This window comes from Paenibacillus sp. TY11 (genome assembly GCF_059772165.1).
Window position 1 is genome coordinate 1 of record NZ_JCBAIQ010000004.1, and the last position, 20,942, is coordinate 20,942.

Annotated in this window: 21 protein-coding genes and 15 tRNA genes; 32 read left to right on the top strand and 4 right to left on the bottom strand. The window is 45.1% G+C overall.

Going from position 1 to position 20,942, the window contains the following annotated elements; all coding sequences use genetic code 11:
• Positions 1-142 precede the first annotated feature (142 nt).
• The 15 genes from AC6EJC_RS05990 to AC6EJC_RS06060 all read left to right on the top strand — a co-directional run bounded on the left by AC6EJC_RS05990 (position 143) and on the right by AC6EJC_RS06060 (position 1,552).
• Positions 143-218, top strand: a tRNA-Asn gene (locus tag AC6EJC_RS05990).
• 3 nt (positions 219-221) lie between these two features.
• Positions 222-313, top strand: a tRNA-Ser gene (locus tag AC6EJC_RS05995).
• Positions 314-330: 17 nt separating this feature from the next.
• Positions 331-402 (top strand) — tRNA-Glu (locus AC6EJC_RS06000).
• A gap of 68 nt (positions 403-470) precedes the next feature.
• Positions 471-546, top strand: a tRNA-Val gene (locus AC6EJC_RS06005).
• A gap of 26 nt (positions 547-572) precedes the next feature.
• A tRNA-Met gene (locus AC6EJC_RS06010) sits at positions 573-649 on the top strand.
• A 15-nt stretch (positions 650-664) separates the two neighbouring features.
• A tRNA-Asp gene (locus AC6EJC_RS06015) sits at positions 665-741 on the top strand.
• A gap of 37 nt (positions 742-778) precedes the next feature.
• Positions 779-851 (top strand) — tRNA-Phe (locus AC6EJC_RS06020).
• Positions 852-873: 22 nt separating this feature from the next.
• A tRNA-Thr gene (locus tag AC6EJC_RS06025) sits at positions 874-949 on the top strand.
• A gap of 5 nt (positions 950-954) precedes the next feature.
• Positions 955-1,040: transfer RNA gene (locus AC6EJC_RS06030), tRNA-Tyr, on the top strand.
• Between the two features lie 7 nt (positions 1,041-1,047).
• Positions 1,048-1,121 (top strand) — tRNA-Trp (locus AC6EJC_RS06035).
• A 17-nt stretch (positions 1,122-1,138) separates the two neighbouring features.
• Positions 1,139-1,211, top strand: a tRNA-His gene (locus AC6EJC_RS06040).
• 10 nt (positions 1,212-1,221) lie between these two features.
• A tRNA-Gln gene (locus AC6EJC_RS06045) sits at positions 1,222-1,296 on the top strand.
• A 7-nt stretch (positions 1,297-1,303) separates the two neighbouring features.
• Positions 1,304-1,375: transfer RNA gene (locus AC6EJC_RS06050), tRNA-Gly, on the top strand.
• Between the two features lie 12 nt (positions 1,376-1,387).
• Positions 1,388-1,462: transfer RNA gene (locus AC6EJC_RS06055), tRNA-Cys, on the top strand.
• A gap of 11 nt (positions 1,463-1,473) precedes the next feature.
• Positions 1,474-1,552, top strand: a tRNA-Leu gene (locus tag AC6EJC_RS06060).
• Between the two features lie 257 nt (positions 1,553-1,809).
• Here AC6EJC_RS06060 and AC6EJC_RS06065 read toward each other — a convergent pair.
• Both AC6EJC_RS06065 and AC6EJC_RS06070 read right to left on the bottom strand, forming a co-directional pair.
• Positions 1,810-2,307: a tyrosine-type recombinase/integrase gene (locus tag AC6EJC_RS06065; RefSeq protein ID WP_444953184.1), complete on the bottom strand. Its 498-nt coding sequence runs from the start codon at positions 2,305-2,307 to the stop codon at positions 1,810-1,812.
• Between the two features lie 680 nt (positions 2,308-2,987).
• On the bottom strand, positions 2,988-3,203 hold the full coding sequence (locus tag AC6EJC_RS06070) for a hypothetical protein (RefSeq protein WP_444953185.1): 216 nt from the start codon (positions 3,201-3,203) through the stop codon (positions 2,988-2,990).
• Between the two features lie 220 nt (positions 3,204-3,423).
• On the opposite strand from AC6EJC_RS06070, the gene AC6EJC_RS06075 reads away from it, so the two are divergent.
• The 14 genes from AC6EJC_RS06075 to AC6EJC_RS06140 all read left to right on the top strand — a co-directional run bounded on the left by AC6EJC_RS06075 (position 3,424) and on the right by AC6EJC_RS06140 (position 15,269).
• Positions 3,424-3,945, top strand: a complete 522-nt coding sequence (locus tag AC6EJC_RS06075) for a MarR family transcriptional regulator (protein ID WP_023990248.1) — start codon at positions 3,424-3,426, stop codon at positions 3,943-3,945.
• A complete protein-coding gene (sufC, locus tag AC6EJC_RS06080) occupies positions 3,926-4,702 on the top strand; it encodes a Fe-S cluster assembly ATPase SufC (RefSeq protein ID WP_023990247.1) in 777 nt (258 codons plus the stop codon). The genes AC6EJC_RS06075 and sufC overlap by 20 nt, the downstream gene beginning before the upstream one ends.
• 23 nt (positions 4,703-4,725) lie before the next feature.
• Entirely contained in the window at positions 4,726-6,033 is a 1,308-nt protein-coding gene (gene sufD, locus AC6EJC_RS06085) for a Fe-S cluster assembly protein SufD (RefSeq protein WP_444953186.1), read from the top strand.
• A 43-nt stretch (positions 6,034-6,076) separates the two neighbouring features.
• Positions 6,077-7,474 (top strand): Fe-S cluster assembly protein SufB, encoded by a 1,398-nt coding sequence (sufB, locus tag AC6EJC_RS06090; RefSeq protein ID WP_190297942.1) that lies wholly within the window; start codon positions 6,077-6,079, stop codon positions 7,472-7,474.
• A 321-nt stretch (positions 7,475-7,795) separates the two neighbouring features.
• The gene (locus tag AC6EJC_RS06095; RefSeq protein WP_013373004.1) at positions 7,796-8,035 is read left to right on the top strand and encodes a NifU family protein; all 240 of its coding nucleotides are present in this window, start codon (positions 7,796-7,798) and stop codon (positions 8,033-8,035) included.
• Positions 8,036-8,476: 441 nt separating this feature from the next.
• Positions 8,477-9,028 (top strand): TetR/AcrR family transcriptional regulator, encoded by a 552-nt coding sequence (locus AC6EJC_RS06100; RefSeq protein ID WP_444953188.1) that lies wholly within the window; start codon positions 8,477-8,479, stop codon positions 9,026-9,028.
• 153 nt (positions 9,029-9,181) lie between these two features.
• A complete protein-coding gene (locus AC6EJC_RS06105) occupies positions 9,182-10,348 on the top strand; it encodes an MFS transporter (RefSeq protein WP_444953189.1) in 1,167 nt (388 codons plus the stop codon).
• Positions 10,349-10,478: 130 nt separating this feature from the next.
• Positions 10,479-10,790, top strand: a complete 312-nt coding sequence (locus AC6EJC_RS06110) for a LiaF transmembrane domain-containing protein (protein WP_444953220.1) — start codon at positions 10,479-10,481, stop codon at positions 10,788-10,790.
• A gap of 86 nt (positions 10,791-10,876) precedes the next feature.
• Complete coding sequence (locus AC6EJC_RS06115; protein WP_444953190.1) at positions 10,877-11,548, top strand: PspA/IM30 family protein; 672 nt, start codon at positions 10,877-10,879, stop codon at positions 11,546-11,548.
• A gap of 7 nt (positions 11,549-11,555) precedes the next feature.
• Positions 11,556-12,044, top strand: a complete 489-nt coding sequence (locus AC6EJC_RS06120) for a PspC domain-containing protein (protein ID WP_444953191.1) — start codon at positions 11,556-11,558, stop codon at positions 12,042-12,044.
• Entirely contained in the window at positions 12,044-12,748 is a 705-nt protein-coding gene (locus AC6EJC_RS06125) for a PspA/IM30 family protein (protein WP_061829898.1), read from the top strand. The genes AC6EJC_RS06120 and AC6EJC_RS06125 overlap by 1 nt, the downstream gene beginning before the upstream one ends.
• A 149-nt stretch (positions 12,749-12,897) precedes the next feature.
• Positions 12,898-13,545 (top strand): cell wall-active antibiotics response protein LiaF, encoded by a 648-nt coding sequence (liaF, locus tag AC6EJC_RS06130; protein ID WP_444953192.1) that lies wholly within the window; start codon positions 12,898-12,900, stop codon positions 13,543-13,545.
• Between the two features lie 16 nt (positions 13,546-13,561).
• Positions 13,562-14,641 carry a sensor histidine kinase gene (locus tag AC6EJC_RS06135; RefSeq protein WP_444953193.1) on the top strand — a complete coding sequence of 360 codons (1,080 nt, stop codon included), beginning with the start codon at positions 13,562-13,564 and terminating at the stop codon, positions 14,639-14,641.
• Entirely contained in the window at positions 14,619-15,269 is a 651-nt protein-coding gene (locus tag AC6EJC_RS06140; RefSeq protein WP_444953221.1) for a response regulator, read from the top strand. The genes AC6EJC_RS06135 and AC6EJC_RS06140 overlap by 23 nt, the downstream gene beginning before the upstream one ends.
• 77 nt (positions 15,270-15,346) lie before the next feature.
• Here the strand turns inward: AC6EJC_RS06140 and AC6EJC_RS06145 are convergent, their stop codons facing one another.
• Entirely contained in the window at positions 15,347-15,811 is a 465-nt protein-coding gene (locus AC6EJC_RS06145) for a hypothetical protein (RefSeq protein ID WP_444953194.1), read from the bottom strand.
• Between the two features lie 249 nt (positions 15,812-16,060).
• Between AC6EJC_RS06145 and AC6EJC_RS06150 the strand changes: the two genes are divergently transcribed.
• The 3 genes from AC6EJC_RS06150 to AC6EJC_RS06160 all read left to right on the top strand — a co-directional run bounded on the left by AC6EJC_RS06150 (position 16,061) and on the right by AC6EJC_RS06160 (position 20,447).
• Positions 16,061-16,825, top strand: coding sequence for a YwmB family TATA-box binding protein (locus AC6EJC_RS06150; RefSeq protein WP_444953195.1), 765 nt, complete (start codon positions 16,061-16,063; stop codon positions 16,823-16,825).
• Between the two features lie 187 nt (positions 16,826-17,012).
• Positions 17,013-18,569, top strand: a complete 1,557-nt coding sequence (gene zwf, locus AC6EJC_RS06155) for a glucose-6-phosphate dehydrogenase (protein WP_444953196.1) — start codon at positions 17,013-17,015, stop codon at positions 18,567-18,569.
• Positions 18,570-18,866: 297 nt separating this feature from the next.
• Positions 18,867-20,447, top strand: coding sequence for a peptide chain release factor 3 (locus tag AC6EJC_RS06160; RefSeq protein WP_444953197.1), 1,581 nt, complete (start codon positions 18,867-18,869; stop codon positions 20,445-20,447).
• Between the two features lie 152 nt (positions 20,448-20,599).
• On the opposite strand, the gene AC6EJC_RS06165 is transcribed toward AC6EJC_RS06160, so the two are convergent.
• Entirely contained in the window at positions 20,600-20,833 is a 234-nt protein-coding gene (locus tag AC6EJC_RS06165) for a small acid-soluble spore protein SspI (RefSeq protein ID WP_016819939.1), read from the bottom strand.
• Positions 20,834-20,942 lie beyond the last annotated feature (109 nt).

The following is a 20,942-nucleotide window of genomic DNA, read 5'->3' on the forward strand; positions in this document are numbered from 1 at the left end:
GTAGATAGGTTGGGGGTGGAAGTGCAGTAATGCATGGAGCTGACCAATACTAATCGGTCGAGGGCTTATCCTAAAAATAAAACGCAAATGAGTTTCGGATCCAGTTTTCAGGGTGTAACACCTTGAAACAAATGCTTAATATTCCCTGATAGCTCAGTTGGTAGAGCACTCGACTGTTAATCGAGTTGTCACAGGTTCGAGTCCTGTTCGGGGAGCCATATGGAGAGGTGTCCGAGTTGGCCGAAGGAGCACGATTGGAAATCGTGTAGGCGCCAAAAGCGTCTCGAGGGTTCGAATCCCTCTCTCTCCGCCATAATTCATTTGTAGCATGGCCCGTTGGTCAAGGGGTTAAGACACCTCCCTTTCACGGAGGTAACAGGGGTTCGAATCCCCTACGGGTCATAAAAATATCATGAAACAACTTGCAATAAAAAGTTTATTATGGTATAATATGAAAAGTGTTTCGGTGTGGAGGCTTAGCTCAGCTGGGAGAGCATCTGCCTTACAAGCAGAGGGTCGGGGGTTCGAGCCCCTCAGCCTCCACCATTTGAAAAATTAATATTTATTATTGTCGCGGGGTGGAGCAGTTCGGTAGCTCGTCGGGCTCATAACCCGAAGGTCGCAGGTTCAAATCCTGCCCCCGCAACCAATTAAAAATTATTATGGAACTGTGGTGTAGAGGCCTAACATGCCTGCCTGTCACGCAGGAGATCGCGGGTTCGAATCCCGTCAGTTCCGCCATTAGTATTATAATGTGTAATGAAGAGCCTTATTCTAAGGCTCGGTAGCTCAGTCGGTAGAGCAGAGGACTGAAAATCCTCGTGTCGGCGGTTCGATTCCGTCCCGAGCCACTTTTAATTGAATATTTTATGTGCCGGTGTAGCTCAACTGGTAGAGCAACTGACTTGTAATCAGTAGGTTGGGGGTTCAAGTCCTCTCGCCGGCACCATTTTTGGAGGATTAGCGAAGTGGCCAAACGCATCAGACTGTAAATCTGCTCCCTTACGGGTTCGGTGGTTCGAATCCATCATCCTCCACCAGTTTTATAGGGGCATAGTTTAAAGGTAGAACAACGGTCTCCAAAACCGTTGGTGTGGGTTCAATTCCTGCTGCCCCTGCCAATTATTCATTACTTGCGGCGGTCGTGGCGAAGTGGTTAACGCACCGGACTGTGACTCCGGCATTCGTGGGTTCAAGCCCCATCGGCCGCCCTTTACTTATTGGGGATTAGCCAAGCGGTAAGGCAACGGACTTTGACTCCGTCATGCATAGGTTCAAATCCTATATCCCCAGCCATCTTTATGCGGACGTGGCTCAGCGGTAGAGCATCGCCTTGCCAAGGCGAGGGTCGCGGGTTCGATTCCCGTCGTCCGCTTTGTTACACTCTGGCGCCATAGCCAAGTGGTAAGGCAAAGCTCTGCAAAAGCTTTATTCCCCAGTTCAAATCTGGGTGGCGCCTCCATAATTGAATACGCCGGCGTGGCGGAATGGCAGACGCGCTCGACTCAAAATCGAGTGGGAAACCGTGGAGGTTCGAGTCCTCTCGCCGGTATTAACTAAAAGAGTTCATTAGAGACATTCTCTAGTGAGCTTTTTTTATTCGAGTTTTAGTACCTCACTCATTGTTTGAGCTGAAGATACTTTCGAGTAGTACTCCAAATGCGAATAAATATTGGCTATTATTGCGTAATCACTGTGACCCAGCCATTCCTGAACTTCTTTCGTGCTTCCCCCTAATACATCTACATAAATATACTCCAGGTATTCAAGACAATAAGAATTGTCAGAAGATAAGCGATAGGATTCCTGTTATTCCTTCATACGAATCAGAAGCTCATAGAACGTGTCCACCAGTTGCAGTATACGGCGACTGGCTTTATTCTTGGTTCGGTCCTTTTCAATTTCAATATATCTACCATTCAAATTGCCCGATGTGGCGGTATGTTTAATATTAATAGTCCAATTCAATAAATCAATAGCCGACCATTTTAATCCTACGACCTCGCTTCGGCTTAGCCCATAAAAGGCAGCCAGGATAACGGAAAGCTCAATTCTTTCGCCTCGGATTACTGCGAGGAGTTGATCCAGCTCCTCGGCATTGTAGAAGCTCACGACGTAATTGTTCTTTTTTGGGCTTTCAACTAAGTCAGGGAGATTCGCTACAATCAGCTTTATTTTCACGGCATACTGAAGGGCTCTGCAAATGTTCGCGTGGTAATGAATAACGGTATTGGCGCTGACACCTTGCACATTCATTTCATGGGTATACAAGGTCTGAAAATCCTCTGTAGTTAAATCATCAAGCAATACATCCCTTTCTCTCGGAAAAAGGATCTACGCGGCCTTTTACAGTGTCGGAATAGGAGATATAGGAGATAAGCCCGATACTGTTTTCATCATCTCTAGCCATTGAAGCATAAAGTCTGCGAACAGCCTTTTGCTATTACCGGATGGAGTAGCCGCTTTTACTCTTACAGCATATCTTCGTTTTCAACCGCGAGTGCTTGTCCTTCCATATGATAATTCTTCCTGGCTTCCTGAAGCAAGATTTCGGCTCTTTTCTTGGTTCCTTTTATCTTAAGCCCCGTAGGGATCCATTTTGGTTATCGTTTACCATTCTCATCTTTACAGTTAGGCGGATGTCCCGTTGCGCTTTCTCCTCTTCCAATAACTCCAGAGGGTGAACCCGATCCTTTTTCAAATACCGGTTGAGCTTCGGAATGGATTTGTTACAAAAGTGGTAGCTGAATCCGCCGATGGATTGCTTTAGCGCCCAGAAGGTGCATTTGATTTTGAACCGGGCGGTATAAAGTTCGATGATCTAGGGCGCCTCCAGTGTCAGATCGGTGCTGGCTAGAATGGAGCATTGCCTGTTCGGATTCACCAGCAAAAACCACAGTTTTTGGTATACTCTTTGGCCCCATAACATATCCAGACACAGGTAACTGACGGATTATTCTTTGCCATACATGCTCACAATAGCGTACTCAAACGCGGCGATACGGCTTTAAAACAGCTCGGCCAAGCACCACCTTTGTCCTCTTTTTACGGTAGCGACCCCGGTCTGTGGCAGGTGTACCATGACGTTCATAGGCAACGGTATTGGATTTGGCTTCGGTTACCAGATCCATCCGGGTGCTGCCGAATTGGTTCCATTGTTCAACCCCCGCAAAGCAGGATTGATCAGAGGTATTCAAAACCATTTCCGGGACGTGCCCTAGTCAAAACACAGCGTGAGGCCGATGACAATGACAACAAACCCATGAAAAGCGCCTCCAAAATTGCGTCACATTTAACACAATTGATATTGATAATCAATATCAATTGTGTTAATATAATTTTGTTCACTAGTGAACAAAAAATAATCTAATGGTGACACTGAACTTGGTCTGCAACTACTACAAGAGAGGGGAGATTGGGAAATTGGAGTTTCAAAATCATTTTAAAGGTCATCTTTACGAGCAATATATTAAAATGCTACATCTGAATGAGCTGTATACTGAACAAGAATTTAACTCGTTTCGGCAACAGGCCAGAAAGTACCAGATTGACATGCTCTCCAACAATATTACTAGTGTACACGTTATTGATTGCATTGGTGATTATGAACCGATAAATCATACCGGGATTGTGGAGAAGATGGGGTTGTCCAAAGCTAGCATTACTAAAATTAGTGCAAAGCTGCTGGAAATGGGCTTCATTATGAGAAGTCAACTGAACAGCAATCGTAAGGAGATTTACTTTAGTTTAACGGATAAGGGAAGACACGTTTATCATTTGCATAAAGAACTGCACAAAGAAAAAGAAGAAAGGTTTTACCAATTCATTGAATCCTATTCAGAGGTTGAGCTGCAGACTATTGGAAAATTTATGAGTGATTTGGTGGCGCGTGCCGAAGAATACTCCGAAGGGAAGTTTACGATAAATGACGACATTAAAGATTGAGGAATTAAGATCCAAGATTGAAGGGAAAGAAATTTTAAAAGGGCTCACACTGGAGATTCATGGCGGAGAGATTCATGCGATTATGGGGCCTAATGGGACGGGAAAAAGTACATTGGCTTCAGCTTTAATGGGCCATCCCAAATATGAGGTTACTGGCGGTAAGGTGACATTGGACAATGAAGACCTTCTGGAGATGGAGGTGGATGAGCGTGCCCAGGCAGGCTTGTTCCTCGCTATGCAATACCCAAGTGAAATTGCTGGCGTGACCAACTCGGATTTTCTCAGAAGTGCCATCAATGCACGGCGTGAAGAAGGCGATGAGATATCCTTAATCCGTTTTATCCGTGAAATGGAGAGCAAAATGAAGGGGCTCGAGATGAACCCGGAATTTGTGCATCGTTATTTGAATGAGGGATTCTCTGGCGGTGAAAAAAAGCGGAATGAGATTTTGCAAATGATGCTACTTGAACCCAAGTTTGTGATCCTGGATGAAGTGGACTCAGGGCTTGATATTGATGCACTGCGTATTGTGGCCAATGGCGTAAATGAGATGCGCAGCCCGGATAGAGGCTTTTTAATCATCACCCATTATCAACGACTGTTGAATTATATTACCCCGGATTTTGTGCATGTCATGATGCAAGGCCGGATAGTTAAATCTGGCGGTCCGGAGCTTGCCCACCGTTTGGAGGCTGAAGGATACGATTGGGTGAAGGAGGAACTTGGGATTACGGATGAGACGGTAAGGGAAGCTTAAAAGCCGGAGAGGAGGAACAGCACGTGGATATACAAGCTAGAGTTTCAATGAATGTGGACGATTTACGCGCATGGTCAAGCGCTAAGGATGAACCTCGTTGGCTGATTGAACGCCGCGTTCACGCACTCGAACTGGCAGGGACGCTGGAGTTGCCTAAAGTGGAGAAAATCAATCTTGAAAAATGGGATATCTACGAAAGTGGAGATTACAAAGCTGAGAATGCGTGGTCTAGTTTGGAGGAAGTGCCGGAGGTTGTTCGAGGTTTGGTTGCTTCTCCGGTGAAAGGCGGACTAATCGTTCAGTTCAACTCGGATGTAGTGTATACGAAATTGTCCGAGAGCTTAGCCGCCCAGGGAGTCATTTTAACGGATCTGCATACTGCGGCAAAAGAGCATGAGGAGCTGGTTCAACGTTATCTCTTTCAGGCAGTAAAGCCAGAAGAACATCGTTTATCTGCTGCACACAGTGCCTTATGGAGTGGTGGCGTTTTTCTATATGTCCCAGACGGTGTAGAGGTTGAAGCACCTATTCAAGCGATCTTTCTTAACGATACAAGCGGTGTGTGTTTTGCTCCTCACGTCTTAATTGTGGCAGGGAGCAATAGCAAGATCACTTATGTGGATAATTGTGTATCGAGTGGTGATGATGTCAAGGTATTGCATAACGGTGTGACGGAGGTCTTCGCGGGGGCGGGTTCAAAGGTGCAAGTAGCTTCGGTTCATCAGCTTGCTGCAACTACAACAGATTTCACCCAGCGACGGGCGGTCGTTCTTGCTGATGGGGGTGTGGAATGGATTATCGGTGAGATGAACAATGGTTATACCGCCAGCGATACCAAGACTTTGCTACAAGGCAACGGGGCGGTCTCCGACAATAAGGTGATTGCTATTGGCATGGGCAATCAAAAATCGAGCTATACAACTCAAGCTCAGCATTTTGGCAGAAGCTCGGTAAGCCAGATGATTACGCGTGCAGTCATGCTTGAAGAAGCTACGGCCATTATCAACGGCATTACAAAGATTGAAAAAGGTGCAACCCATTGTGATGGTCAGCAAACAGAACGCGTGCTTATGCTAAGTCCTAAAGCTCGCGGCGATGCCAATCCGATCCTGCTGATAGATGAGGATGATGTAACCGCGGGTCATGCTGCATCCGTGGGGCAAGTAAATGCAGAGCAAATCTATTATCTGATGTCGCGCGGGATATCACGGAGTGAAGCCGAACATCTTGTTATTTTCGGATTTCTCGCTCCTGTCATTTCGGAGATCCCACTGGAAGGTGTTCGCAGTCGCCTAAAAGATTTAGTGGAAAGCAAGCTCGGCAGATCATAGCAAATCAAAATGAATCTTGAAAGGTTAAAAAGGAGTGATACTAATGGCTAAAAAAGCACCAGATATGGGCGAATATAAATATGGGTTTCGCGACAAGCACCAGTCTATTTTTCAATCTGGAAAAGGTCTGACGGAAGAGATTGTCCGGGAAATTTCCCGAATCAAGGAAGAGCCGGAGTGGATGCTCAATTTTCGGTTGAAAGCTTTGAATCAATTCTACAAAATGCCGATGCCTGAATGGGGAGCGGATTTGACCGGGCTAAATCTTGATGACATCCAGTATTACGTTCGCCCTTCTGAAAAACAGGGAAAGACCTGGGAGGAGGTTCCTTCCGAGATCAAAGCAACCTTTGACAAGCTGGGAATCCCTGAAGCGGAGCAAAAATTCCTGGCGGGCGTATCCGCTCAATATGAGTCGGAAGTAGTTTATCACAGCATGCGGAAAGACCTGGAGGATCAGGGCGTTATTTTCCTTGATACGGATAGTGCATTAAAGCAATACCCCGAAGTGTTTAAGCAACATTTTGGGACGATCATCCCTCCCGCCGACAATAAATTTGCGGCGCTTAATAGTGCGGTTTGGTCAGGCGGTAGCTTTGTATACATTCCGAAGGGTGTTCAGTGCGAGGTTCCTATACAAGGTTATTTCCGTATTAATTCTGAAAATATGGGTCAATTCGAGCGGACATTAATTATTGCCGAAGAGGGCAGCTTTGTCCATTATGTTGAAGGATGTACAGCACCTATTTATAGTACCAGTTCTCTGCATAGTGGAGTTATTGAAATTATTTGCCGGAAAGATTCCCGTGTCCGTTACACGACCATTCAGAATTGGGCTCCTAATATCTACAACTTGGTAACCCAAAGGGCTGTGGCAGAAGAAAATGCCACAATGGAATGGGTGGACGGCAACATCGGCTCCAAGGTAACAATGAAGTATCCGGCAGTATTATTGAAAGGACGGGGAGCCAAGGGGTCCATCCTGTCTATTGCCGTAGCCGGTAAAGATCAGCATCAAGATGCTGGCGCGAAGGTAATTCACCTTGCTCCCGAGACAACATCTACGATTATATCCAAATCCATCAGCAAGCAGGGCGGAAAAGTAAACTACCGAGGGTTGTCCAGCTTCAGCCGCGATTCCGCAGGGTCCAAGTCCAATATTAAGTGCGATACGTTGATATTGGACAACATGTCAACATCAGATACGATTCCGTACAATGAAATTAAAAACGATCAGATTACTTTGGAGCACGAGGCAACAGTATCCAAAGTGTCCGAGGAACAATTGTTTTACTTAATGAGCCGCGGGCTTACAGAACAAGATGCTACACAAATGATTGTAATGGGCTTTATTGAACCGTTTACCAAAGAATTGCCAATGGAATATGCCGTTGAAATGAATCGGTTGATTCAATTTGAGATGGAAGGAAGCATCGGTTGATTCATTAATTTAATAGATCAAACCTTTATCATTCTTTAAAGAAGTGCGAGGTGCTAGTAATGAAGAAAAATAATTCGGACGATTCAGAACTAGCTCAAATTACCCGAGAGATACGAAAACTTCAGTTCTGCTTCAATATGCTGTCAGGATTGAGCGCAAGTTGTGGTGTGATGATACCTTTAGACTCTATTCATACGCTTATAAGGGAACTTTCGGATCAAGAGGTCACTCTTAGGCAAAAAGCAAAGGATCACTCAGACGATCTAGGGTGAAAAAAGGTCTGAATTGACGGTTGGTAAAACAATGGGAGGAGTTGACATAATGGATGAAAATGGAGTTTTATTCGATGAAGTATCGGAAGTTCTTCTCAAACTACGTCCTTTCTTACTGCGTGACGGTGGAGATGCTGAACTGGTCGAGGTTGAGAACGGTATAGCAAAACTAAGATTTTTGGGAGCTTGCAATGGTTGCCCAAGTGCTACGATTACGTTAAAGGTTGCTATTGAGCGCGCAATTCTTGAGGAAATTGATGATATTAAAGAAGTTGTACAAGTATTCTAAATTCCTTGATACTGAGCAACTGAGTTAGTCCTGTCGCAGACCATAGCTACGGAAGTTGATCCCGCTGCTCAATACCAAAGTACATCGACAGATTACCTTGCGGGTCGAAATCGACGAGCAACACTTTTTTTACTTCATCAAACAAAGTATTATCAAGATTGTATTCGGTATCGAGTGGGAAACCGTGGAGGTTCGAGTCCTCTCGCCGGTATACACAAAAGGATGATAAAGTGCTTAAAAGCATTTTATCATCCTTTTTTATTATGTATATTCATGATTTTGGCAATAAGGCTAACTTGGATTTAGATTAGTTGAAGGCAAGGACTTTGCTTAGATCTTTTTTTGATAGATATAAATTTGACCAGGTCTTTGATTGTAGTAGGATGTTGGTACTAAAAAAACATGTATAGTTTATTAAGTACAAGAGAAATGAGGACGAATATGCAGGAAAGAATTTTAGAAGCTTTTGTAGAGGAAGCACATGAAAGTGGATTGAAATTTACCATGGATGATCTTGCGAAAAGACTAGCCATCAGTAAGCGTACTTTATATGAAAATTTTTCGTCTAAGACGCTCATTTTGGAAACACTTATTGAACGTACAAATAATGATATGATTCGAAAAACTGAGCAAATTATCGAAAACGATGAATTATCTTTGTTAGAAAAGATTAAGCAGTCGATTAGGGTCATGCCTCAATATTATAAGTTTTACGATTTGCGAATATTGGATCAGATGAAAAAATATTATCCTGAGCAATGGAAAAGGGTGCATGCCGATTTAAATGATTGGTCTCAGATTAGAACATTAATTCAGGAGGGCATCCGAGAAGGAATTATTGTGAACAAAAATGAGGCTCTTATCATGAAGCTTATTATTGATTCTGTAAATTTAATGCTTGATCAGCGTTTCTTTCTGGATAACAGTGTGACGGTAGAGGAAGCAACTTATGCTATTGTAGATATTTTGTTATTTGGGTTGGTCGAAAAATAAAAAATAGCCTCAACAATATGTTGCATATTTGAAGAGGCTATTTTTTATAAGGAAACTAGAAAAACAATTTAAGTTTTTTGTTTTTTGAAGATAGCTAATAAAGAGTTTATCTAATGATAAATAAAAGGGGTACTGAAACGGAAGGGTGGAAATATGTCTATACTGACAAAAAGTCGGGGAGCAATGCTGTTATTGATTCTTAACATTTTTTTGGCATTCATGGGGATTGGATTAGTTGTTCCTGTTTTATCTAAATTTATAAGCGAACTAGGAATGAATGGTTCCTCGATGGGACTGATGGTTGCAGCTTTTACGCTGACACAGCTTTTATTATCACCATTGTCAGGAAAGTTGTCTGATCGTTATGGACGTAAAAAGTTGATTGTTTCCGGGATGTTCATCTTCATGTTATCAGAGCTTGTTTTTGGACTAGCGAGTTCTATTCCTACCCTGTTCATAGCACGAATCATGGGCGGAGCAGGGGCTGCGTTGCTTACTCCTTCTATTATGGCCTATGTCGCTGACGTGACCTCGTTTGAGGAAAGAGGCAAGGGAATGGGCATGATCAATGCAGCGATCAACACAGGCTTCATAATCGGGCCAGGGATTGGCGGTTTGCTTGCCACATATGGAATACGCATTCCCTTTTTTGCGGCAGCAGGAGCTGCGGGAATAGCAGCTATCTTGTCTCTGTTAGTACTGCCTGAGTCTTTAAGCAAGGAAAAGCAACAATATAATAGAGAGCTTCCACGTCAAAAAGAAAATCTTTTGCAGCAATTTGCCAAGTCATATCAATCTCCATATTTCATGGGTTTACTCATTGTATTTGTCGTTGCTTTTGGGTTAGCAAACTTTGAAACAGTATTTGGACTGTTTGTTGACCACAAGTATGGTTTTACACCGATGGATATTGCCATCATTATAACGACAGGCTCCATTATGGGAGCAGTTATCCAAGCAACTATATTTGGATGGATCATTAATCGTTTTAGAGAGAAAAAAGTAATTCACCTCTATTTGGCTATTGGGGGTGTGTTCATTTTTCTGGCCATGGACATTCTTCGTCCGGCAGTAAGCACATCCTTATCACGGCAGGCCGGGGATGAGCAGGGGTTCGTGGCTGGAATGAACTCATCTTATACAAGTTTGGGTAATGTGATTGGACCATTAATTGCGGGGCTGCTGTTCGATGTTCATATTAACCTGCCTTATATGGTTGCAGCTATAGCGTTACTAGCTTGTCTCGTCCTTTCACTAGGCTCCAAGCAAGCGGGTGAGCAAGACTCAATAGCCCGTGCAGCAGAACAGCATAGAGGGTGATAGCCGCAGGTCTATATTCATCCCCGACTTAGGTCTAGGTGCAAAAACCGTCTGGGGTCCGTTTTGTGGAACGCTAGGTCAGCGTACAATAAGAACATAAGCAAGACACAGTGAAAGGCGGTGAGAGATGATGAGAGTTAACAAAGGGAATGGGTTAGCAATTGTACTGATCGTGTTAGGTTCGATTATGCTGCTCGGTAAGTTTACTCCGTTTTTCGGTCACTTTGTAGGACATCTGATTGGCTACTTAATTCCGATAGCTATGATCATGCTAGGCTACTATGGTGTGAAAAAAGGAAATGCGCTCTTCGGCTGGATCGTGCTTGTACTCGGGGTACTGATTTTGCTTGGCAAACTGTCCTGGCTTCTGGGGCCTCTGCTGGCAATCGGGTTAATCATATTTGGTGTTTCCCTGCTGAGTGACCGCAGAAGACGTTACTGATTTTAGCAGTTTGGCGAAATGAAGAAAGATTGCAGTAACGAAGTGCGAAATTATGAAAATACGAATTGTGAAAGGAGTAGACGCAAATGAGTGTTTTTCGAAGAATGCGCGATATTACGGTAGCGACCTTCAATGAGCATTTGGAACAAAGCCAAGACCCGGTGCAACTGATTGACCAGTTCTTGTATAATACCCGCCAGGAAATTGCCGAAGCGGAAAAACTCCATCAACAGTATGCAGTGCATACAAGACAGATGAAGCAGCAGTTGGATCATGCATTGTCCATGCAGACCAAACGGGAGGAACAGGCGCTACTGGCTTTGAAGGCTGATGAAGAACATGTCGCGAAGCTGGCCCTTCAGGAAAAAATGCTATATGCAGAAAAAGAAGAGCAGTATAGAGAGCTGTGGGAGCAGAGCCGTGAATCACTACGTGAGCTAGAACAACAGTTAGATACGTTAAAAACCGAATATCAAACGGTACACAGCAAGCGTCAGTATTATGCGGCACGTGTACAGACGTTGAGACTCCAGCAGCAAATGAACGAACGGGCTGGTACATACGGTGGGCGAAATGTTCCCCGAATGTTCAACCGCTTGGAAGACCGGGTAGCCGATATGGAAGCAGAAACGATGAGTCTGCGTGATTTACGTCGGGGTGAGGGCGACCATGCACGGGATGCTCAAGGCGGTGGATCGCTGCTCGAACAAGAGTGGGCGAGACTGAAAAGTAAGCTGAACAACAGCGGGAAGGAGTAAGTTGATTATGACCCGAATTTACAGATCAAGCCGGGATAGAGTAATAACAGGTGTATGTGGCGGTCTTTCTGACGCAACAGGAATGGACTCAACATGGATTCGTATTCTGGTTGTGATCAGTTTCTTTATTACAGCAGGAACCACATTTATGATTTATGTGATTGCGGCCCTGGTTATCTCCAAGGAGCCGAGATCTCCTTTCGATGGAGGATTTGGCCCTGACAGCGGACCCTACAATCAACAGGATCCACGCTATTATGGCAGTAACAATACAAGATCGCAGTATGGGCAGGGAACTGGTTACAATCAGGGCGGTGCATACGGCAATTCGAACCCATTTTTTGGCCAAGATGCCCGCAGCTCATCCAAATTTAACACAGGTCAGAACAGTGACCTGGATTCCATGATGGAAGATATCGAGAAAAAAGCAATGAAAAAAGAGTTGGCAGAGTTACGCAAAAAATTAGAGCAATTTGAGAAGGGAGATCGTAAATAATGGGAATCTTTAAAAGAATGAAGGATATGACAAGAGCATCGGTGAATGAAGTGTTGGATAAAGTGGAAGACCCGATTATTATGCTGAATCAATATTTGCGCGATATGGAGGCGGAAATTCATGAGGCTGAGGTAACGGTTGCCAAGCAAATGGCGAATGAACGACGTATGAAACAGCGTTTGGAGGAAGCGGTACGTGTATCCAATGAGCGTGAAAAGCAAGCTGAATCCGCATTGCGAAATGGTCAGGAAGAAGTAGCACGCAAGCTGTTGGGAGAGAAGATTTATTTTGTGCAAAAGCAGGACGAATACCGCGACCTGCATACACAAGCTGAGCTTCAAGCAAAAGAATTGGTACAGCAGCTTCACGACATGAAAGATGAATTCTATAAAATGCGCAACAAGCGCAATGAGCTGGTATCCCGTGCTCAAATGGCGAAAGCCAAAAAGCAAATGTCTCAAATCAATAGTCTGCACACGATTGAAAGTGGGTCTGCTTCACTGGGCTTCCACCGTATGGAAGAAAAAATCATGCAAATGGAAGCTGAAGCTGATGTACTGCGTGCTCCTTACCGTCAAGCTCCAGGAGAAGCATATGTTAATCCGGCTGAGGCTGAAAAACAGTTTAAAGTGGATGAGCAGCTTCAACAACTTAAGTCCAAAATTCAGACAGGTGCTAAACCAGTCGATATGAAGAAGGACTGACTACTCGGAAACAAGACATTATGATATGCTGTATGGAATGGACACTGGTCAATGATCGTGCTCAATCTGTATGGTTCGGGAAAGCCATATGGCGGAATGTCGCGCCACTATGGCTTTTCCTTCCTGTATAAACAAAAAGGGGGTGCAGCATGGAGAGAAGAAAATCAGCCTTGGCACTGGCAGGGATCGGTATCGGAGTTATCATTTTATTCGGTCAGTGGATTGGGTTCCTCTCCGTGGTTGCACTGATCCTGATGTTGGCCGGAATATATAAGATTCGCAATTCCAAGATCAAAAAGGGTTACACGATGCTCGCGATTGGTGCCGGACTGTTGGTGCTGGATCATTTGTTCCTGTTTGTGGTGGTCACACTGGCATCATTAGCTGTATTCTATTCACGTTCAAGGAAGCTGCATAAAGGTCAAAGCTCCATATTCAAGCACAATTTTATATCCAATCATAAATGGGATGAAGTGCCTTGGAGCTTGCGTAGCACAAGTATATGGCATGTGGTTGGAGATGTGGATGCGGATCTGACGTTGGCTCTCCCAGAGGAACGTGAATCCGTCATATTTTTGCAGGGGATCTTCGGTGACATTGACATCACGCTACCGGATAATTACGGTGTAGAGGTGGAGATGTTCGTATTGTTCGGGCAAATTCAGTTTGACCGGGATCATGAGGCGGGTATGCTCAATCGACTGGTTTGGAAGTCTCCACATTTTGAGCAGAGTGAATATAAAGTGAAGTTTGTCGTTTCGTACTTGGCGGGCGATGTCCGCATCCGATTTTATTGAATCAGGAGGAGCCGGGATGAATCATAAAAAAACGTCCAACATGGTAACCCGCAGTATGGGTGAAGGTATCCTCCTGTGTGTTGTTGTGGGCGTAGTTGTCTTTTATATGCTGTATACATATGGATATGTGAAGTCGTTCCCAACCTGGGGAATGATATTGAAATTTGCAGGAGCCGTTATACTGGTGCTGATTGGTACAGGGGCAATGTACGGATTTTATGAGAGCTATCGCTTTAAAAGCAGGCTGGAAATGTTGAGAGAGACGTTGCTGATGTGGGAAAAGGGGACTCCTGCACGTGAGTTGCCACCACTGGGGCATGATGAGCTAGGCAGGCTGGGAGAGCAGCTGGAACGGATCGGGCGTAAATGGCAGGAACAGGTTACGTCGTTACAACGCTTATCCACGGATAATGCTCAGCTGGCAGAACAGGCACGGATGACTGCGATTGTGGAGGAGCGGCAGCGGCTGGCCAGAGAGTTGCATGACGCAGTATCGCAGCAATTGTTCGCTATTTCAATGACGGCGACGGCTGTGGGCAGGACGCTGGATAAGGATTTTGATAAAGCACAGCGTCAAGTTGCGTTGATTGAAGAAATGTCTTCCGTGGCACAATCCGAAATGCGGGCGTTACTACTTCATCTACGGCCTGTCTATCTGGAAGGGAAACGGCTTGAGCAGGGTTTGCGCGATTTGGTACAGGAGTTGCAGGCAAAGGTACCGATGGAGATTGATTTTGAGATGGAAAGCGGCGTACAGTTGGTTAAAGGCATTGAGAACCACTTGTTTCGTATTGTTCAAGAAGCGATGTCTAATACATTGCGCCATGCCAAAGCAACCCGCATGGAAATTCGTATCGTGCAACGCCCGGATTCCATCAGGCTGACGATTCGGGATAACGGTATCGGATTTGAACTGGATGAGAAAAAGCAGACTTCATATGGATTATCCACGATGCAGGAGCGGGTCAGTGAGATTGGGGGAGCTATTCAGTATATAACGGCTCCGGGAAAAGGGACACGGATCGAGGTGTCAGTGCCAGTTATTAATGATGAAAGTGGAAGGAACGATGATCATGGAAACGGGATTACCGATTAGCGTACTGCTGGTAGACGACCATGAAATGGTACGGATTGGACTTGCGGCGGTGCTAGGGACGGAAGATGGTATTGAAGTGGTCGGCGAAGCCGGGAGTGGAGAAGAAGGCATACGGTTGGCTTCAGAATACAAGCCAAATGTGATTTTGATGGATCTGGTTATGGATGGTATGGATGGCATCGAGACGACACGCCAAGTGACACGCCTGCTTCCAGAGACTAAGGTGATTGTGCTGACGAGTTATTTGGACGACGAGAAAATGTATCCGGTCATTGAGGCAGGGGCATTCAGCTATTTGCTCAAAACGTCCCGTGCTTCCGAGATAGCGGATGCGATCCGTGCAGCTGCACGCGGACAGTCCGTACTAGAGTCACAGGTGGCCTCCAAGATGATGAATAGATTCCGCCAGCCACAGGCTGAGGCGCCCGCGCATACGGATCTGACAGATCGTGAGATGGAGGTGCTTCGCTTGTTGGCACAAGGGAAATCTAATCAGGATATCGCAGATGAGCTGATTATCGGGATTAAGACGGTAAAATTCCATGTCACGAACCTTCTCGCCAAATTAGGAGTGGAGGACCGTACACAGGCGGCGATCTATGCCTACAAGAACGGATTAGCAGAGTAGAATGTAGAACGAACGAATACAAAGAACCGGAGACGATGAATAGTCCTCCGGTTTTTTTGCGTTCTGCAACACGATGCTTAGATAAGGAGGAATAGAAAGGCGATTAAAGCCAGATCTAGTGCAAGCCCTGCCCCGTATCCATATCCACCGTACCCGCCGCCATAGCCTGCTCCACCATTTCCATAACCACCATAGCCCTTTCCAGCAAATCCGGCTGCGTCATAAGGGACGGATGGACTTAGAGGTGCGTTGGGCGGCTTAATTAAGGTATTTAGTTTGGCAGAGGAATGAGTTTTGTTTTTAGGATTCCTTTTTTTCTTTTTAGAGGGAATTTTTTTGGATGTTTGTTTTCCTTTGTTACTATAGCTCCCGGCATAGAGACTGCCAGGAAAGGAGGGGGGATATCCGTTCAACATCAGCTTGCCTTTGCTGCACCCACTTATGATGCCGATGTGTCGTGTACCATCATGCATAACGGCACAGACCAGCCGTCCGCCATGAGGTGCCACACTGGCTTCATTTACAGGATAAATGGGAAACATGATTTCACCTCTTTTGGTGTAAGATGCGTTGTGATCATAGTCTATTCTTACGGTGCCTACGATGTATGGTCGAACACCCAGTAGGCAGATGAATATTTTTGAAAGGTTTGCTGCGTTCCTGCGCGTATAAAACCTCTGACAACGGGAATGCTATTGATAGATTCATAGATTTCAATCCAGCCGAAAAAAAGAAAGTATACCATAGCAAATATGCGAGGAACGAATGGTTATGGAGGGGGAGGAACGGCAATGTTAAAAATAGAGATGATTAAAAAGGGAGTTATTACGATTTTGGTATTAGGAACAGTGTTGGTACTGGCTGGATGGCGCTACGGAGCCCTTCAGACAAACCGATATGATTCCCGCGAGGCAGAAACGGCTTTACGCTCATTGTTAATCATCTCGGATCAGACCCCGGGTACGTTGGATAAGCTGGTTGTGAAGTGGCAAGGCGATTGGATTTCTAACAATGAAGATCCGGCAGATGTGGCCGCACAGATAGCTGATCAACTGAATATACCCACAGTAAACAAACTCGTAGAAAATGGCCACACGGTTTATCGTTCTGTTCGTGATAGTGAGAACCTAAAAATCCGCTTAAATGTGATGGAACGTCAAACTGGACAATGGTATGTAGTCGTTCAACTGGAGAGCAATGATGCAGGACGTGAGCAGTTGATCCAGCTTCATAAGCTCTGTGCTGAGCAATTAAAGTCTGTGGGGGTTCAAGCGCAGTGGAACACAGCCGTTCAGCGTTCGCTGCATGCAAAGGAATCTGTGGATCAACTGATGAAACTAACAGAGGCGAGCTTAGCAGGGAACTTCTCCATGCAGGCCAAAGAAAGATATACAGATGCAACTACTGTGGCTGTATCCTACGAAGCTCCGGAGCTGCCGTTAATGATTCAAAGCGGTGAGCATCAGGTCCACATGCAGATGGCTGTACATGAAGATAAGGAGCAGCAGGATACACGTATAACGCTCGGTTTTCCGCTCATCACGATTGAATACTGACTTATAAGGTAAATTTATGATTCATCGGATAGCTTATCCATGTAGAATATGATAAAATGTCATCAAATCTTTAGTTCCATGTTTTTCGAAAATCAAGTATGATCTTGTATAAATATACACAATACTACATGCGGATTTCGGGGATTATGGATTGCGGAATCTTGACATGGGAAGAATGAGGTACTTCATGGCTGACATACCTGCTAAAGAATCTGTTGTGACGCAAGGCGCAGTTTTGTTTATTTTTGGCGCTACGGGCGATTTGGCTCGCCGTAAGCTATTTCCTGCTATTTACAGCTTGTACCGCGAAGGCAAGCTTGCTGAAGATTTTGCCGTTATTGGTGTAGCAAGGCGTCCTCGCACAGAGGAAGAATTCCGTAATGACCTGTACGCTTCCATACAGGAGTTTAGTCGCTACAAAGCAGAAAATGATCAAGAATGGCAGGCATTTGCCGAGCATTTTGAATATAAATCGCTGGATATCAACAATGTCGAAGGGTTTCATGAGCTGAGACAGCAGACGGAGTCTATAGAAAGCAAGTTTAACATACCGGGAAATCGGTTGTTTTATTTGGCCTTGGCTCCTGAATTATTCGGAAGCGTGTCGAAGAGCTTGAAAGAGGGCGGCATGATGGATGGCAAGGGCTGGAATCGTCTGGTTATTGAGAAGCCATTCGGTTACAACCTTGAATCTGCACAAGAGTTGAACGTAGAAATACGTGAAGTATTTGCCGAAGAAGAAATTTATCGGATTGATCACTATCTTGGTAAGGAAATGGTGCAAAATATTGAGGTGATTCGCTTCGCTAACGCCTTCTTTGAACCGCTGTGGAATAATAAGCATATTGCCAATGTGCAAATTACGCTTAGTGAAACGGTAGGGGTGGAGGAACGCGGAGGTTACTACGATCATTCCGGCGCCTTGCGGGATATGGGACAGAATCATATGCTGCAAATGCTAACGATGATTGCGATGGAACCACCTAGTCGTTTGTTGCCTGAGGACATCCGCGATGAAAAAGTGAAAGTGCTGCGTTCGCTACGTCCTTTTGAATCGTCCGAGGATGTGAAGACCAATGTGGTACGTGGTCAATACACCGAAGGCAGTTATCGCGGCCAGCAGTTGCCAGGGTATCGTCAAGAAGACAAGGTTGATCCACAATCGAACACAGAGACTTATTTTGCTTCACGCGTGTTTGTAGATAATTTCCGTTGGGCTGGCGTACCTTTCTACATTCGTACGGGCAAACGTCTTCCTGTAAAAACAACGGAGATCGTTGTGGAATTTAAGAGCATGCCAACGAATGTCTACCTCGGTCAAAAGCATAAGCTGGAACCGAACTTGCTCGTCATTCGGGTCAATCCGATGGAGGGCATTTACATTAAAATCAATGCCAAGAAACCCGGTTCGGAATCAGATATTGAGCCGCTGGCTATGGATTTTTGCCAAAGCTGTATGGTGGGTATCAACTCACCGGAGGCTTATGAACGGTTGCTGATGGATGCGATTGAGGGTGATTCGACGTACTTCACGCGTTGGGATGAGGTCGCCACAGCATGGGGATTCGTCGATCGAATCGCCAAAGCTTGGCAGCAGACCCCAGATACGCTGGAAACCTATGCTGCAGGCTCATGGGGACCGGAAGGTGCTCACAAGCTTTTGGAGCAGGATGGCTTCAAGTGGTGGCCGGTTAGCGGTCAGGACGAAGATAATGTCATCTGGCGAGTAGGCGGCGTTCAGTAATCCCGATTTGTCCAGCATCCCCCTATGTCCTTTCAGGATGTAAGGGGATGCTTTGCGTTCGGAGTATGCTATAATAGCTTAGTCTCAGGTTTTCAGTTTGCAACTGATTATAAGTTAAAGGCAGGCTAAAACATGTAAATAGATCGTATTTATAATGAATATGGTAACGGAGTACGCCGAATACTGGAGCTAACGGTAATGAGCCGATGAACTTATGAAAATAGGCGTGCATCATGGCCTTTTTATGAATAGCTTGAGCAGAAATGCAATGGATTTGATCATGAAGGGATATGTGAAATGAGTAAAACAATAGATTTACTTCAACAGGAAGTCGACAAACGCCGTACGTTTGCAATTATTTCTCACCCGGATGCGGGTAAAACGACACTGACGGAAAAGCTGCTGCTGTTCGGGGGCGCAATTCGTCTTGCAGGTACAGTCAAAGCTCGTAAAGCAAGCAAGCATGCGACGAGTGACTGGATGGAGATTGAAAAACAGCGGGGGATCTCGGTAACGTCCTCAGTAATGCAATTTGATTATAATGGTCATCGCATTAATATTCTAGATACCCCGGGTCACCAGGATTTCAGTGAAGACACGTATCGCACATTAACAGCAGCAGATAGTGCAGTCATGCTGATTGACGTAGCGAAAGGTGTGGAAGCGCAAACGATTAAGCTGTTTCAGGTTTGTGCGAAGCGCGGAATACCGATTTTCACCTTCATTAACAAACTGGACCGTGAGGGACGCAGTCCTTTTGATTTGATGGAGGAACTGGAACAGGTGCTTGGCATCCGTTCGGTGCCTATGAACTGGCCGATTGGTACAGGACGCGAGCTGTGTGGTGTCTATGACCGTGTCAAAAATCAGGTCGAGCTGTTTCAGGGAGATGACCATTCCACGATCAAAGTGCAAAAAGTGGAAGATTACAATGATCCGATCATTCGCGAGATGGCGGGCGAATATTTGCATGACCAATTATGCCAAGACTTGGAGTTGCTTGACGTTGCAGGTGACCCTTTTGACATGGAGAAAGTACAGCGTGGAGAATTAACACCTGTATTCTTTGGCAGTGCGATTAATAACTTTGGCGTACAAACATTTTTGGAAAACTTCCTTCAGCTTGCTCCTAAGCCGGAGCCGCGCCGCAGTACAGCTGGGGAAATTGAGCCAACGAACGAGAAATTTACCGGCTATGTATTTAAAATTCAAGCAAACATGAACCCGGCTCACCGTGACCGTATTGCATTTTTGCGTATTGTCTCCGGTAAGTTTCAACGCGGGATGAGTGTTAAGCATGTACGGATGGGTAAGGAAATTAAGCTGTCCCAGCCACAGCAGTTCCTGGCACAGGACCGTGATATTGTCGAGGAGGCTTTTCCTGGCGATATTATAGGATTGTTTGACCCGGGTATTTTCCGTATTGGTGATTCACTCAGTCAAGGTAGCGAGGTTGTATTTGATGAATTGCCGACCTTCTCGCCTGAGATTTTTGCTAAGGTAACGGTGAAAAATGCCTTGAAGCACAAGCAGTATCTGAAAGGTATTGACCAGTTGACCGAGGAAGGTATGATTCAGGTGTTCCGTACGGTAAGCTTTGACGATACACTACTGGGTGTTGTCGGCCAACTGCAATTTGAAGTATTTGAGTACCGAATGAAGGGTGAATATGGAGTTGATGTACAGCTTCAACGTATGCCGTTCCAATTTGCACGCTGGATTGTGGATGAACAGATTGATCCGAGTAAGTTCCGTATTAACTCCACGCTGGTGAAGGATAAGAAGGGCAATTATGTCGCCTTGTTCGAAAACGAGTATGCAATGCGTACGGCTATGGAGAAAAATCCGACAGCTAAGTTTTTGGAAATGGCTCCATAAGATTTAAGGAACAGTCTGATCTCAGTCATTTGATGTATACAACGAATAGTCCACTCGAGGTTAATGCGAGTGGACTATTCTCGTTTTCGAATACGGGTAGAATAATGAGCACAATTACAATTAAACCTGAACAAGAACTTGATTAGCTAGAGCTAGGTTAAGGGTACGGGTTTGATTTTATCAATTTGTTCATGTGCCAAATGGACGAAATCGTGCTGCTGGTTTGGACTCATATGCTTCCAAGCAATTTCAAGAATGACACCCAATCCAGGCAAAGCGGCCTCCGGTCCGTCCACTGATCCAATAATCATATCCGTAAGATCAGCTTCTGATTTGCCGTGTACTTTGTGAACAATTGCTTGTCGTAAATCCATTGTAATGGGCATGTGTACCTCCCGTATGTTGTAGTAGTGGTCGAATGTATTATGGCTTGGGCTGTTGTCCAGTATACATGGAGAAGCATTTGGCATAAGTATGTCAAAATTTATGTTTGTA